Genomic DNA, 13983 nt, shown 5'->3' with positions numbered 1-13983 from the left:
GGGGCCTTCCTCGTGCGTCGGCTACTGGCCGGCGAGGGCCATGGTGGTGATGTTCACCGGATCCTTCGGCTTGCCGTCGGTGACGGGGGTGCCCGGCTTCGGGGCCGGGTCGCCCGGCTTCGGGACGATGCCCTTCTTGGCGATCATCTGCAGCACGGTCAGCCCCGCGTCGTCGGTCTTGCCGATGACCGAGTAGTTCGCGGGCAGCGTGGTGTCCTTGTAGACGAGGAAGAACTGGCTCGAGCCGGTGTTGTACGTGCCCTCCTGGCCCGTCTGCGGGTTCGACTGCTGGTTCGCGTTCGCGACGGCGATCGTCCCGGCCGGGTAGATCACGTTCTGCGAGGCCGCCATCGGGTTGGCCTCCGCGGTCGCGGGCTTGAGGAACTTCGGCGCTTCGTCGGGCGAGGTCCAGCTCGGGCCGCCGAGGCCGGTGGCCGACGGGTCGCCGCACTGCAGCACGTAGAGGCCGCTCTTCTTGTCGGCGGCTTCGCTGGCCGTCTCGCGGTGGCAGGTCGTGGCGTCGAAGAACTTGGCCTGCATCAGCGCGACGAAGGTCTCCACGTTGCACGGCGCCTTCGAGCGATCGAGCTCGAAGCCGATCGGGCCGGCGTTCGTCGTGATGGTGCCCGTCATGGTGCCGGTGTTCGGAACGTCCTTGCCCTCGGGCTTGGTGAGCGACTTGTTGCGCTCGGCGAGCTTGTCCAGCTGCGGCAGCTGCTTCTCCGCCTCGGCGATCGTCTTCTCCGAGGCGTCGGTCTGCTCGATCGCCGCGTCGATCTGCTGCTTGAAGGAGGCCTGCTGATCCGCCGGCATCGTCGGCAGGCGCTTCTGCGCGTCGGCGATCTGGGTGCGCATCGTCGCGATCTGCTTCTTCTGCGAGTCGATGTTCTTGCGCGCGTCGGCGGCCGGATCCCGGTCGCCGAAGTCACAGGTCACGTGGAGCGACTTGAACTTGTTCTCCGCTGCGACGCGCAACGGCGCCCGCGGGCCCGCCGGGACCCAGATGTAGGCGGCGACGACAGCGGCCACCGCCACCACGGCGACACCCGCCCCGATGGCCTTCACCTTGCGCTTGCGCGCGTCGGCCTCACGCCGCTCGTTCTGCTTGGCCAGCTTCTCGCGGGCTGCCTGGCGGCGTTCCTCATTGCTCGGCACGGTGTGACGACCTCCTCATTACCGACATCCGGCGGGCACAACTGATCGCCAAGTCTGCCAGCTAAACCTGATAGACGCCGTCACCGGGTCTGGTGCCACAATGGTCGGATGCTGATCACCGGATTCCCCGCGGGGGTGTTCCAGACCAATTGCTACGTCGTCGCAGCCGGTCCGGGCTCCGACGCCGTCGTCATCGACCCCGGTCAGGACGCCGTCGAGCCCCTCAAGCAGCTGCTGGCCGAGCATCGCCTGAACCCGGTCGCGGTCCTGCTCACCCACGGTCACCTCGACCACACGTGGACCGCGCAGCCCTTCGCCGACGAGTACGGCATCCCCGTGCACATCCACGAAGCCGACCGCCCGATGCTCGCGGACCCCGCCGTCGGGATCGGCGCCGCGCTCGGCGCGATGATCGGCGACCAGGTCTTCGTCGAGCCGCAGAAGGTCATCGACCTCGTCGACGGCGAGCCCATCACCCTCGCCGGGATCACCTTCGGCGTCGACCACGCGCCCGGCCATTCCGCGGGCTCGATCGTCTTCACCGTCGAGGCCCCCGCGGTCGACGGTGCCGGTGCGCCCGTCGAGGGGGAGACGGTCACCGTCGCCTTCGACGGCGACGTGCTGTTCCAGGGCTCGATCGGCCGCACCGACCTGCCGGGCGGCAGCCACGAGCGGCTCCTCGAATCCATCGCGGCGACGCTGCTGCCCCTGCGGGACGACACCGTCGTCCTGCCCGGGCACGGACCCGCCACCACCATCGGACGGGAGCGGGCGTCGAACCCGTTCCTGCAGGGCCTCACCGGCACCCAGACGCCGGGTGAGCGGAAAGGACGATTCGGACTGTGAGCGCCGGTAGCTTCCAGGCTCCCAAGGGCATTCCCGACTACATCCCGGTGCCGTCGGGGGAGAAGAACAGCTCCGCCGACTTCCTCGCCGTGCGCACCGCCCTGCTGCGGGCGACCGCCGAGGCGGGGTACGGCTACATCGAGCTGCCGATCTTCGAGGACACCACGCTGTTCGCGCGGGGAGTAGGCGAGTCGACGGACGTGGTCGCGAAGGAGATGTACACCTTCGCCGACCGCGGCGACCGCTCGGTGACGCTACGCCCCGAGGGCACCGCGGGCGTGGTCCGCGCGGTGCTGCAGCACGGCCTCGACCGTGGTCAGCTGCCGGTGAAGGCCGCCTACGCGGGCCCGTTCTTCCGGTACGAGCGTCCCCAGGAGGGGCGCTACCGGCAGCTGCAGCAGGTGGGTATGGAGGCCATCGGCGTGGACGACCCGGCGCTGGACGCCGAGGTGATCGCCGTGGCGGACCGGGCCTACCGCAGCGTCGGCCTCGACGGCTTCCGGCTGGAGGTCTCGAGCCTCGGCGACGCGACGTGCCGCCCGCAGTACCGCGCGAAACTCCAGGAGTTCCTCTTCGCGCTCGACCTCGACGAGGAGACCCGGCGGCGCGCCGAGATCAACCCGCTGCGGGTGCTCGACGACAAGCGGCCCGAGGTCAAGGCGATGACCGCCGACGCGCCGCTCATGATCGACAACCTCACGCCGGAGCCGAAGGAGCACTTCGAGAAGGTGCTGGGCTACCTCGACGCCCTGGGCGTGCCCTACGTCGTGAATCCCCGGCTGGTGCGCGGGCTCGACTACTACACCAAGACCTGCTTCGAGTTCGTCCACGACGGCCTCGGCGCCCAGTCGGGCATCGGCGGCGGCGGCCGCTACGACGGCCTCGTCGAGCAGCTCGGCGGCCGCGAGGGCGTCACCGGCGTCGGCTTCGGGCTCGGCGTCGACCGCACGCTCCTCGCGCTCACGGCGGAGGGCAAGCGCGCACCGGCGGCGCCCCGCGTGGTCGCCTTCGGAGTGCCGCTCGGGGACGCCGCGCGCGACGCCATGGTGCCGCTGCTCGGCCGCCTGCGCCTGGCAGGCGTCGCCTCCGACATGGCCTACGGCAACCGCGCCATGAAGGGCGCGATGAAGGCCGCGGACCGGTCGGGCGCCCGCTTCGCGCTGATCCTGGGGGACGCGGAGCTCGAGCAGGGCGTCGTCATGGTCAAGGATCTGGCGAAGGGGGAGCAGCGCGCGCTCCCGATCGATACCGTCGTGGACGTGATCGTGACCGAGAGCGCCGAGAGCGCAGGGTAGCCCGCGTGTCGTCCAGTCCCGCCGAGCCCGGCGCCCGCGATCCGCGGGAGCTGAGCGCGGAGGACGCCGTCGATGTGGATCTGATCCCGCCCCGCGTGGTGCTGCCGAAGGTGCGCCGCGCGGTGGCGGTGGGGCTGCTGGTGACCGTCGTGGTCGCCGTCGTCGTGGCCGTCGTGGCAGGGCCGGTGTGGGGCATCGCGGTACTGCTCGCCGGGGCCGCGCCGGGCCTGGGCGGGTACCTCGGCGTCGCGCGGCGGCGCGTGGTGCTCGACCACCGCGTGCTCACCCGGCGGACGCTCCGCACGCAGCGGGTGAACCTCATGGACGCCGACGAGGTCGACCTCGTCGCCGAGGTGGCGCGGTTCGCGCAGGTCTCGCTGCGCATCCGGCACGGGAGGACGACGGTGCGCCTCCCGGTCGCCCTGTACGAGGGACCCGGCCGGGGCCGGGTGCGCGGCCGCGAACTGCCGATGCTGGGCACCCGCCGGCTCGCGGAGGCGCTGGAGCGCAACCGGCGCGCGGGGGTACGCGACATCGGGCGGGTGCTCGCGGAGCAGTCGCGGTCGCAGGCCTCGTCGATGCCGATGCGCGACCGCCCGCTGTTCCGCGCGGCGGGGATCGCGCGGGAGGTCGGGGGCGCCGAGGAGCTGGTCTTCACGGCCGACGAGGTGGACGAGATCGCCCGGCCGCCGTGGTAGACGCGCGGTGTTCGAACGCTTGACTGTTCTCGAACAAAATGTTCGACTAGCGGTGTGCGATGGGACGGTCAGCTGCTGAGTGATGCCGGTTCGGGCGTGCGTGCGCTGCCCGGCCTCGAGGGCGTGGGGCGCACGGTCACGACGCCGGAGTTCGAGGGCATCACCTTTCACGAGGTGCTCTGCAAGAGCGCGCTGAACAAGCTTCCGGAGTCCTCGGCGATGCCCTTCTCCTGGACCGTCAATCCGTACCGCGGGTGCACCCACGCGTGCACGTACTGCTTCGCCCGGTCGAGCCACGAGTACCTCGAGTTCGACGCCGGCGGCGATTTCGACTCGCAGATCGTGGTGAAGACGAATCTCGTCTCGGTGCTCAAGAAGGAGCTGCGCCGCGCGTCGTGGAAGGGCGAGCCGGTGGCGCTCGGCACCAACACGGACCCGTACCAGCGCGCCGAGGGGCGGTACCGGCTCATGCCCGGCGTCATCGGGGCGCTGGCCGGCGCGGGCTCGCCGATCTCGATCCTCACCAAGGGCACGCTGCTGCGGCGCGACCTGCCGCTGCTCACCACGGCCGCGACGCGCGTGCCGGTGCAGCTGTCCGTGTCGCTTGCGCTGCTCGACGCGGAGCTGCAGCGCTCGCTCGAACCCGGGACGCCGAAGCCCGAGGCCCGGTTGGAGCTCATCCGGGCCATTGCGGACGCGGGCTTCGACTGTCACGTCATGGTCGCGCCGGTCGTGCCGTATCTCACCGACGACGCGGCTTCGCTGCGGGCGCTGATCGCGGCGCTCGCGGACGCCGGGGCGGCCAGCGCCTCGGTCATGGCGCTGAATCTCACGGGGCGGTACCGGGACTGGTTCCTCGGGTGGCTGTCGGAGAACCACCCGATGCTGGTGCGGCGCTACCGCCAGCTGTACGGCTCCGCCGGCCGGGTCTCGGCCGACTACCGCACGCACCTGCGCGCCCGCGTCACGCCGATGCTCGAGGAGTTCGGGCTGCTGCGCCTGGAGGATCCGTACGCGAGCCCGCCGCAGCGTGCCCCGCGCACCCCGCGGGTCCACGGCTCCGCCGCGCCGGACCTGCAGGAGTCGCTCTTCTAGACAGGTGCGTAACCAACGCGTTACGCTTCTGGGGTGAGCGTCTTCGCGGCCATTGCCGACCCGGTGCGACGCCGGATCGTGGTGCTGCTGAGTGCGTCTCCGATGACCGCGGGGCAGGTCGCCGCCGAGTTCGACATCAGCCGCCCGGCGGTCAGCCGGCATCTGCGCGTGCTCCGCGACGCGGGCGTCGTCGAGGGCGGACCGTCGGGCGAGGACGGGCGCGAGCGGACCTACGCGCTGCGGCTCGCCGCGCTCGACGAGGTCGACGGCTGGCTGGCGCGGGTCCGCGGCCCCGCCCGGCTCGCGGGCCTGCTCGCCTCGCCCGCGCTGGACACCGAGGTCCGCCGCACGCGGCGCGACACCGCCCGTGCGGCCGACGCTGCGGGTGAGATGGAGATCGACGGGACGCGAGAACGGGGAACGGCATGACCAAGCGGGCGACGGGGCGCGTGGAGCCGACGGACGGCGGGCGCGACCTGATTCTCGAGCGGTACTTCGACGCCGGCGTCGACGACGTCTGGGCCTCGATCACGGAGCCGGAGCGGACGGCGCGGTGGTTCGGCCCCTGGACGGGTGAGCCCGGCGTCGGATCCGTGGTTCAGGTGACGATGGGCTTCGAGGAGGGCGCCCCCGTCATGCTGATGACCATCACGGCGTGCGAGCCGCCCCGCCGGCTCGGCGTGCACGCCAAGGACGAGTACGGCGAGTGGAACCTCGAGGCGCTCGTCGAGCGGGACGGGGATCGGACTCGGCTCACCTTCGTCCATCACCTCGACGCCGCGGCCAATGCGGCCGAGGTCGGACCGGGCTGGGAGTACTACCTCGACGCCCTCGTCGCCGCCGAGACCGGCGGTGCGGCACCGGATTTCGAGGACCATTTCCCGGCGATGTCGGCGCACTACGGCGGCGAGTGACGGGGCCGCCCTCGCGCCACTAATGAAAACTATTACTATTAGTGGCATGACCGACTCAGCCCCACTGCCCGTCACCGTCCTCTCCGGCTTCCTCGGCGCCGGCAAGACCACGCTGCTCAACCACCTCCTGACCAATCGCGACGGCCTGCGCGTCGCGGTGATCGTCAACGACATGAGCGAGGTCAACGTCGACGCCGCCCTGGTCGATCTCGGCGGCTTCGATCGCACCGAGGAGAAGCTCGTCGAGCTCAGCAACGGGTGCATCTGCTGCACCCTGCGCGAGGACCTCGTCGACGCCGTCGGGGCGATCGCGCGGCAGCGCACCCCCGAGGGGGAGCCCCGCTTCGACCACCTCGTCATCGAATCCACCGGCATCTCCGAGCCGATGCCCGTGGCCGCGACGTTCGACTGGACCTTCGACGACGGCAGCCGCCTCGGCGACCTCGCCGTTCTCGACACGATGGTCACCGTGGTCGACGCCAGCACGTTCCTCGGCGAGATCGCCCGCGGTTCCAGTCTTGCGCAGCGCGGACTCGGCGCCGCCGAGGGCGACGAGCGCTCGATCGCCGACCTGCTCATCGACCAGGTCGAATTCGCCGACGTCGTGCTCATCAGCAAGCTGGATCTGGTGTCCGCCGCGGCCGGCGGCGCGGTCGAGGCGACCGTGCGGCGGCTCAATCCACGGGCGCGGGTGCGGCCGCTGCCGCGCGGCGAGATCGCGGTCGCCGAGGTGATCGGCACCGGCCTGTTCGATCACGAGGCCGCGTCGTCCGTCGCCGGATGGGACGACGAGGTGATCGGCGGCCACACGCCCGAGACGGAGGAGTACGGCATCTCCTCGACCGCCTACCGGGCCGACCGGCCGTTCCATCCGCAGCGGCTGCTCGAGTCGCTGGCGGAGGTGCGGGCGGTGCTCCGGAGCAAGGGCTTCTGCTGGATCGCGAGCCGTCCCGACCTGGTCGGCGTCTGGTCCCAGGCCGGGCCCAATCTCACCATCGAGCCCGCCGCCTACTGGTCCCAGGTCGACGGTGCGCCGCAGCAGGAGTTGGTCTTCATCGGCGTGCGCCTCGACGCCGAGCGGATGCGGGCCCTGCTCGACCGCGCGCTGCTCACCGACGACGAGGTCGCCGAGGGGCCCGCCGCTTGGATCGAGTACCCGGACCGGCTACCGGCGTGGAACGTTCCGGCGCACCGTCACTGAGCCGCGAGCGCGGCCTGCGCGGCGCCCGTGGCCGCCGCCGCGACCTCCGGGATGAGCGACAGGCGCGTGCGGCGCTCGAGCAGGTCCTCGGCGGTGATCGCGCCCTCGACGAGCGCGCCGAACGCCAATTCCGCGCCGGTGATCTCGGTACCGTCGGCGACCGGCGCGGCGAGCGCCGGATCGGCCGCGCCGAGCGCGACGACGACGGGGGCCTCGGCGCCGTAGGCGCGGACCAGCCGCTCCGGGGCGTCGACGCGCCGTAGGGCGTCCCGCGTCGCGGCGCCGACCAGCGGCAGGTCCCGGGTGACGCAGGGACCGGCGGTCAGGCCCGAGGTCGCCAGCGCGGCGTCGACCGCGTCCTCCGCCATCCGGCGGTACGTCGTGAGCTTGCCGCCGACGACGGTCACGAGGCCGTCGCCGCGGGTGAGCACCGCGTGCTTGCGGGAGACGTCGGCGGTCTGCCCGGCGCCGGAATCGAGCAGCGGGCGCAGGCCGGCGAAGGTTCCGACGACGTCGTCGCGGGTCAGCGGCGTGCCGAGGGCCAGATTCACCGTCGCGAGCAGGAAGTCGATCTCGTCGTCGGACGGCGTCGGCACGTCGGGGAGCGGGCCGTCGGCCTCCTCGTCCGTGAGGCCCACGTAGACCCGCCCGTCCGGCTGCGGCAGCGCGAAGACGTACCGGCCGAAGGCGCCGGGCACGGGCACCGTCAGGCCCGCGGTGAGCCCGCCGAAACTCTCCTGCCGGAACACGAGATGCGTGCCGCGGCTGGGCCGCAGCGTGATCGCCGGGTCGACGGTGCCCGACCACACGCCGGTCGCGTTGACCACGGCCTTCGCGCGGACGGTCACCGAGTGGCCGGTCAGCCCGTCGGTGATCGTGGCGGCGGTGCCCGTGACCTGCGAGGCGGCGCAGTGGGTGAGGATCGCCGCGCCGCGGCCCGCGGCGGTGCGGGCGATGCCCACGGTGAGCCGGGCGTCGTCGGTGAGCTGGCAGTCCCAGTTGAGGAGGCCGCCGCGCAGGCCCGCGCGACGCACCGTCGGGGCCATCGCGATGACCTCTCCTGCGGAGATGCGGCGCGACCGGGCCAGCTCGGACGACGGGGTGCGGGCGGCCAGGCGCAACGCGTCCCCGGCCAGGAAGCCGACGCGGGTGAGCGCGGCGTCGCGGCGACGGACATCGCCGAGCAGCGGCACGACCTGCGGGAGGGGGCGCGTGAGGTGCGGCGCGATGACCCGGATCAGGGCGTCGCGTTCCACGGCGCTCTCGTAGGCGATGCCGACGGCGCCGGACGCGAGGTAGCGCAGACCGCCGTGCACGAGCTTCGAGGACCAGCGGCTCGTGCCGAAGGCGAGGTCGTGCTTCTCGACGAGTGCGACGCGCAGCCCGCGGCTCGCCGCGTCGAGCGCGACGCCGGTGCCGGTGACGCCGCCGCCGATGACCAGCAGGTCGACGGAGGGATCGGCCGTCAGCGCGGAGAGGTCGGCGGAGCGGCGGGCCGCCGACAGGCGCGAGGCGGGATCGATCGACTCGACGGTCGCGGTCACGGCGCCAGGTACCGGTCGATGAGGTCGAACAGCTGGGCGTCGAGGAGATCGGCGGACTCGGTGAACACCGGGCCGGTGAGCGCGGACGACCAGGCGAGCTGGAGCACGACGGCCGCCAGCTCGGCGGGCTCCCCGGCGCGAACGCTGCCGTCGGCCTGCCCGGCGGCGATCCCGCCCGTGATGGCCTCCAGCTGGGCGCGCGAGGTGCGGCCGGTGCGGTGCAGCAGGTAGGGCATGAGGAACTCGGGATCGAGCTCGACGATGCGCCGCAGCAGCGGGTGCGAGCGCGCCGCGGCGGTCACGTGCACGACGGTCCGCGCGAGGGTCTCGCGGCCGGTGGCCCCGTCGAACAGACCCATCGACGAGAGGGCGGCGACGAACTCGCGGGTGGTGACCGCGGCGGCCAGGGCCTGCACGTTCGGGTAGCGGCGGTAGAGGGTGGCGCGGGAGACCTGCGCGGTGCGGGCGACGTCGGCCATGGTGGTGCGGCGGATCCCGATGGTGGACATCAGGTCGCGCGCGGCGTCGAGGATCAGCTCGTCGTCGACGGCGTTGGCGGGGCCGCGCGTCGACGCTCCCCGAGGATTGAGATCCTGCGACATCATGTGTACAAATGTATCATGACTTCGTCCGAGGTGGATCTGCCCGTCGTCGCTTTCGAGCCCGGCCGCTGGGGTGATCCCGCGAACCCCATGCACCTGTCCGACTCGGTGCTCGGCGCCCTCACGATGCTCGGCATCGAGGGCGGCCCCGGGGAGCCCGAGCAGCCCTTCCTCATGCCGTCGCGCGTCTCCGGCCGGGCCCTCGCGGCCCTGCAGAAGACGGGTGTGACGGTCGCCACCGACGACGCTACCCGGCTCGCGCACCTGCGCGGCTACTCCACGCCGGACCTGCTGAGGTTCCGTGCCGGCGACACCTCCGACGCGCCGGATGCGGTCGTGACCCCGTCGACGGCCGAGCAGGTCGCCGAGGTGCTCGCCGTCTGCGCCGCGAAGGACCTCACGCTCAGCCCGTTCGCGGGCGGCACGTCCGTCACGGGCGGCCTCGCGCCGGAGCGCACCCGCCCCGTCGTCGCGCTGGACCTCCGGGGCCTGTCCGGCCTGATCGAGCTCGACGCGGTCTCCCAGATCGCGACGCTCGCGGCCGGGACCCGCCTGCCCGAGGCTGAGCGCCTGCTCGCCGAGCACGGCTACGAGCTCGGCCACTTCCCGCAGTCCTACGAGGGCGCCACCGTCGGCGGCTGCGCCGTGACCCGCTCCGCCGGGCAGTCCTCGATCGGCTACGGCCGGTTCGACGAGATGGTCGTCGGGCTCACCGTCGCCACGCCGCAGGGCGTCGCCGAGATCGGCACCGCCCCCAAGTCCGCCGCCGGCCCCGACCTGCGGCAGCTCTTCCTCGGCTCCGAGGGCGCCTTCGGCGTCGTCACCGCCGTCCGCGTCCGGGTGCACCCCGTCCCGACGGTCCGCCGCTTCTACGGCTGGCGCTTCCCCGACTTCGCGACCGGCGCGAACGCGATGCGCGTGCTGGCCCAGAGCTCCGTCCGCCCGACGGTGCTGCGCCTGTCCGACGAGGCCGAGACCGGCCTCAACCTCGCGAATCCCGGCGCCGCCGGCCAGGCGGCCGTCGGCGGCTGCCTCATGGTCGTCGGCTTCGAGGGCGACGAGCCCGACGTCGACTGCCGCGACGGCCACGTCTCCGCGCGCCTGATCGAGCTGGGCGGCGAGTTCCTCGGCGAGGAGCCGGGGGAGGCGTGGCGCGCCGGGCGGTTCCGCGGCCCGTACCTGCGCGATCCGCTGCTCGACGCGGGCGCGCTCGTCGAGACGCTGGAGACGGTGACCTTCTGGTCGAACGTCGACCGGCTCAAGGCCGACGTCACCGCCGCGCTCACCACCGCCCTCGGTGAGCAGGGCACGCCGGCCGTCGTCATGTGCCACATCTCGCACGTGTACCCGACCGGGGCCTCGCTGTACTTCACCGTGATCGCGAAGGCGCTGGAGGATCCGCTCGCCCAGTGGGGCGCCGCGAAGGCCGCCGCCAACGCCGCGATCCGCGCCGCCGGCGCGTCCATCACGCATCACCACGCCGTCGGCACCGACCACCGCGCCACCTACCTGGAGGAGATCGGCGACGTGCAGGTGACCGCCCTGCGCGCGGTCAAGGACGCCCTCGACCCGCAGGGCGTGCTCAACCCCGGGATCCTGCTCCCGTGACCGCCACGGATGTCATCGCCGTCCTCAACCCGATCTCGGGCGGCGGGATCGCCCGGGTCCGGTGGGCCGCCGTCGCCGAGGAGCTCGCCCGTCGGGACGTCTCCACCGACGTCGTCGAGTCGACGTCGAGCACCGACGCCCGTCGGCTCGCCGAGGAGGCCGCCGCGTCGGGCGCGCTGACCGTCGCGGTCGGCGGCGACGGTCAGATCCGCGAGGTCGCCACCGGCGTCCTCCGCGTGCCGGGCGCGCCGATGGGCATCGTCACCGCGGGCCGCGGCAACGACATGGCCCGCCACCTGTGCATTCCCGACGAGCCGTCCGCCATCGCCGACGTTCTCGCCGACGGCCGCCGCAGGGATCTCGACGTGCTCACCGTCGGCGACGAGATCGCCGTCGGCAACGTCTACGTCGGCCTGGACTCGGTGGCCACCGAGCTGATCAACAAGCTGCGCTGGATGGGACCGCTCGCGTACCGCCTCGCCCCGGCGATCGCCGCGCTCCGTTGGAAGCCCGCCGGGTTCCGCATCGAGGTCGACGGTGCCGCCTACGAGGGCCCGGTGCACATGGTCGTCATCGCGAACTCCGGCTGGTACGGCAGTGGCTTGCACATGGTCCCCGCTGCGGCCTCCGACAACGGTCGCATCGAGGTGCTCGCCGTCGACGGTGGCGGGAACAAGCTGAAGCTCATCAGCGCGATGGGGGAGGCGAAGACCGGAGCGCACGTCGCGCGAGCCGAGGTGCTGACCTTCAGCGGCCAGGAAGTTCTCGTCAGCGCCGATCGCCCGATCCCCGTGCACGCCGACGGCGACTACCTGCAGGAGCTGCCCGTCACCGTCGGGATCCGGAAGGCCGTCCTGCCCGTTCTCGTGCCCCGCTGACGCTCAGACGATCGCGGCGCGGAGCGCGTCCAGGCCCATGCCGCCGAGCGCGAGGGCGTCGCGGTGGAAGTCCTTGAGCGTGGATCCGGGGTGGGCGGCGAGGTAGGCGTCGCGGGTCTGCTCCCACACCCGCTGGCCCACGGAGTACGACGGTGCCTGTCCCGGCCAGCCCAGGTAGCGGTGGTACTCGAAGCGCAGTTGCTCGTCGGACATGGCGACGTGCGAGCGGAGGAAGGCCCAGCCCTTGTCGTACGTCCACGCCCCGCCACCGACCTCGCCGGGCGCCTCGAAACCGCAGTGCACGCCGATGTCCAGCACCACCCGCGAGGCGCGGAGCCGCTGCGAGTCGAGCATGCCCATGAGGTCGCCGTCGTCGTCGAGGAAACCCAGGTCGCGCATGAGCCGCTCCGCATACAGCGCCCAGCCCTCGCCATGCCCGGAGACGAACGACGCGAGCTTGCGGAAGACGTTGAGCGGCGCGATCACCGACTGCCCGATCTGCAGGTGATGGCCGGGCACGCCCTCGTGGTAGACGGTGGTCTTCTCCTGCCAGGTGTGGAACTCGGTCACGCCGTCCGGCACCGACCACCACATCGCGCCCGCGCGCGACAGGTCGGCGGACGGCCCGGTGTAGTAGATGCCGCCCGAGTTGCTCGGCGCGATCTTGCAGTCGAGCCGGTGCAGCTCGGCGGGGATGTCGAAGTGGGTCCCGGCCAGGGCGGCGACGGCCTCGTCGGAGGTCTTCTGCATCCACTCCTGCAGCGCGTCGGTGCCGTGGAGCGTGTACCGCGGCTCGGTGTCGAGTCGAGCGAGGGCCCCGGCCACCGTGGCACCCGGGTAGAGGCGGTGTGCGACCTGCTCCTGCTCGGCGACGATGCCGGCGAGCAGCTCCTGCCCCCAGGCGTAGGTCTCCTCGAGATCGACGTCCGCGCCCAGGTACAGCCGCGAGTACAGCGGATAGACGTCGCGGCCCACGCCCAGCCCGCCGGGCTCGTCGAGCGCCTTCGCGGCGGGCAGGACTTCGGTCTCGAGGACGTCCGCGTACCCGGCGAACGCGGCCCGCACCCGGTCCTTCAGGTCCGACGGTGCCCCCTCGCCCAGCCGGTCGACGTTCGCCGCGACCTGGTCGCCGGCCTTGCGGGCCTGCTCCAGCACCTCCCGCACCTGCAGCTCGGCGAAGGGCCAGGCACCGTCGGCGAGGCGGACCCGCAGGCCCTCCACGGCGGAATCGACGGCGGACGGCACGGCCTCCAGCCGCGCGGTGAGCGTGGCGATCTCGTCCGGCGTGCCCGACGGGGTCAGGTCGAAGACGTCGCGGATGTCCTGCATCGGCGAGGCGATCACGTTCAGTTCGCCGACGGTGCGGCCGGCGTCGTGGATCGCGTCGTGCACGCCCAGCCGCTCGCGGAGGGTGGCGGCCGTGACGCGGTCGGCGTCGTTCTCCTCGGTGAGCCCGTCGAGCTGCGCCAGCGTCTCCCGCCCGACGGCGGCCTTCGCCTCCACGCCGGCGGGGGAGAAGTCGGTGAGCCTGTCGTTGAGCTCGGTGATCCCCGCGTGTGTCGCCAGGATCGGGTCCGTGGCCGCGACCCGCAGGGCGAGCGTGTTGGCGAGCTGGTCGATGGGCGTGTTCGCAGCGGCAGCGTCCGGCATGCGACCAGGGTATGCCGGGCCTACAGGCCGCGCGTGGCCCGGCCCGGCTTCTTCCAGGTGGCCGCGTTGGTCGTGGCCACACCGACCGCGGCGATCAGGACGAGGAGCCAGAATCCGGTCGCGCCCCAGTGGTGGTGATGGGCGAGCTCGTAGGTCTCCTTGATCGCGATGAGCGCCGCGCCGCAGGCCACGATCATCCACGCCCGGGCGACGGCGAAGAACCGCGCGAGCTTCGCCATCTGCGCGGTGTCGAGGCGATCACCGAGCGTGTTCAGGAACGCGGACTGGCGTCGCCGGGTGAGGAACATCGCGACCGGCGGCACGAGCCACCACCAGCGCGACAGGTGCGAGGGCGGCGCGGTGCTGCGGACGACCTCGCCGATGCCGCTCAGTTCGGTCGCCTCCGCCTCCAGCTCCAGTCGCGCCTGGATCATCGGCCCCGCGACGAGCAGCCACCCACCCAGGTATGCGGCCCAGCGGATCAGCGTTTCGAGCAC

At 72.6% G+C, this 13983-nt stretch carries 14 protein-coding genes; 9 read left to right on the top strand and 5 right to left on the bottom strand.

Annotated features, from left to right (window positions below):
- Positions 1-21: 21 nt before the first annotated feature.
- A complete protein-coding gene (locus ACM9LD_RS09115) occupies positions 22-1155 on the bottom strand; it encodes a peptidylprolyl isomerase (RefSeq protein WP_415676358.1) in 1134 nt (377 codons plus the stop codon).
- Positions 1156-1263: 108 nt separating this feature from the next.
- On the opposite strand from ACM9LD_RS09115, the gene ACM9LD_RS09110 reads away from it, so the two are divergent.
- Genes ACM9LD_RS09110 through ACM9LD_RS09080 form a run of 7 tightly spaced genes read left to right on the top strand, consistent with a single transcriptional unit; the run spans position 1264 to position 7204 of the window.
- The gene (locus ACM9LD_RS09110) at positions 1264-2001 is read left to right on the top strand and encodes an MBL fold metallo-hydrolase (protein ID WP_415676357.1); all 738 of its coding nucleotides are present in this window, start codon (positions 1264-1266) and stop codon (positions 1999-2001) included.
- Positions 1998-3296, top strand: coding sequence for a histidine--tRNA ligase (hisS, locus tag ACM9LD_RS09105; protein WP_415676356.1), 1299 nt, complete (start codon positions 1998-2000; stop codon positions 3294-3296). The genes ACM9LD_RS09110 and hisS overlap by 4 nt, the downstream gene beginning before the upstream one ends.
- Before the next feature lie 5 nt (positions 3297-3301).
- On the top strand, positions 3302-3994 hold the full coding sequence (locus ACM9LD_RS09100; RefSeq protein ID WP_415676355.1) for a hypothetical protein: 693 nt from the start codon (positions 3302-3304) through the stop codon (positions 3992-3994).
- A gap of 54 nt (positions 3995-4048) precedes the next feature.
- Positions 4049-5089, top strand: coding sequence for an Rv2578c family radical SAM protein (locus ACM9LD_RS09095; protein ID WP_415676354.1), 1041 nt, complete (start codon positions 4049-4051; stop codon positions 5087-5089).
- A gap of 33 nt (positions 5090-5122) precedes the next feature.
- Positions 5123-5518, top strand: a complete 396-nt coding sequence (locus tag ACM9LD_RS09090; protein ID WP_415676353.1) for an ArsR/SmtB family transcription factor — start codon at positions 5123-5125, stop codon at positions 5516-5518.
- On the top strand, positions 5515-6003 hold the full coding sequence (locus tag ACM9LD_RS09085) for an SRPBCC family protein (protein WP_415676352.1): 489 nt from the start codon (positions 5515-5517) through the stop codon (positions 6001-6003). Before ACM9LD_RS09090 ends, ACM9LD_RS09085 begins: the two co-directional genes overlap by 4 nt.
- Before the next feature lie 46 nt (positions 6004-6049).
- Positions 6050-7204 carry a GTP-binding protein gene (locus ACM9LD_RS09080; RefSeq protein WP_415676351.1) on the top strand — a complete coding sequence of 385 codons (1155 nt, stop codon included), beginning with the start codon at positions 6050-6052 and terminating at the stop codon, positions 7202-7204.
- On the opposite strand, the gene ACM9LD_RS09075 is transcribed toward ACM9LD_RS09080, so the two are convergent.
- On the bottom strand, positions 7198-8748 hold the full coding sequence (locus ACM9LD_RS09075; protein WP_415676350.1) for a glycerol-3-phosphate dehydrogenase/oxidase: 1551 nt from the start codon (positions 8746-8748) through the stop codon (positions 7198-7200). The two genes, ACM9LD_RS09080 and ACM9LD_RS09075, sit on opposite strands and share 7 nt — an antisense overlap.
- The gene (locus ACM9LD_RS09070; RefSeq protein ID WP_415676349.1) at positions 8745-9353 is read right to left on the bottom strand and encodes a TetR/AcrR family transcriptional regulator; all 609 of its coding nucleotides are present in this window, start codon (positions 9351-9353) and stop codon (positions 8745-8747) included. Before ACM9LD_RS09070 ends, ACM9LD_RS09075 begins: the two co-directional genes overlap by 4 nt.
- Positions 9354-9368: 15 nt before the next feature.
- Between ACM9LD_RS09070 and ACM9LD_RS09065 the strand changes: the two genes are divergently transcribed.
- Both ACM9LD_RS09065 and ACM9LD_RS09060 read left to right on the top strand, forming a co-directional pair.
- Entirely contained in the window at positions 9369-10958 is a 1590-nt protein-coding gene (locus ACM9LD_RS09065) for an FAD-binding oxidoreductase (protein WP_415676348.1), read from the top strand.
- Entirely contained in the window at positions 10955-11836 is an 882-nt protein-coding gene (locus ACM9LD_RS09060; protein WP_415676347.1) for a diacylglycerol/lipid kinase family protein, read from the top strand. Before ACM9LD_RS09065 ends, ACM9LD_RS09060 begins: the two co-directional genes overlap by 4 nt.
- Before the next feature lie 3 nt (positions 11837-11839).
- Here the strand turns inward: ACM9LD_RS09060 and ACM9LD_RS09055 are convergent, their stop codons facing one another.
- Together ACM9LD_RS09055 and ACM9LD_RS09050 are read right to left on the bottom strand one after the other, a co-directional pair.
- Positions 11840-13486 carry a DUF885 domain-containing protein gene (locus ACM9LD_RS09055; protein ID WP_415676346.1) on the bottom strand — a complete coding sequence of 549 codons (1647 nt, stop codon included), beginning with the start codon at positions 13484-13486 and terminating at the stop codon, positions 11840-11842.
- Positions 13487-13506: 20 nt separating this feature from the next.
- Entirely contained in the window at positions 13507-13983 is a 477-nt protein-coding gene (locus ACM9LD_RS09050; protein WP_415676345.1) for a hypothetical protein, read from the bottom strand.

The sequence above is a fragment of the Tsukamurella hominis genome, assembly GCF_965137015.1.
Taxonomy (GTDB): domain Bacteria; phylum Actinomycetota; class Actinomycetes; order Mycobacteriales; family Mycobacteriaceae; genus Tsukamurella; species Tsukamurella hominis.
This window is presented reverse-complemented; position numbering and strand designations above follow the sequence as displayed.

What these genes read in the sequence shown, in the direction of transcription:
- ACM9LD_RS09110 (WP_415676357.1), top strand. Translation starts at nt 1,264, where the DNA reads ATGCTGATCACCGGATTCCCCGCGGGGGTGTTCCAGACCAATTGCTAC.
- ACM9LD_RS09085 (WP_415676352.1), top strand. Translation starts at nt 5,515, where the DNA reads ATGACCAAGCGGGCGACGGGGCGCGTGGAGCCGACGGACGGCGGGCGC.
- ACM9LD_RS09080 (WP_415676351.1), top strand. Translation starts at nt 6,050, where the DNA reads ATGACCGACTCAGCCCCACTGCCCGTCACCGTCCTCTCCGGCTTCCTC.
- ACM9LD_RS09070 (WP_415676349.1), bottom strand. Translation starts at nt 9,353, where the DNA reads ATGATGTCGCAGGATCTCAATCCTCGGGGAGCGTCGACGCGCGGCCCC.
- ACM9LD_RS09065 (WP_415676348.1), top strand. Translation starts at nt 9,369, where the DNA reads ATGACTTCGTCCGAGGTGGATCTGCCCGTCGTCGCTTTCGAGCCCGGC.
- ACM9LD_RS09055 (WP_415676346.1), bottom strand. Translation starts at nt 13,486, where the DNA reads ATGCCGGACGCTGCCGCTGCGAACACGCCCATCGACCAGCTCGCCAAC.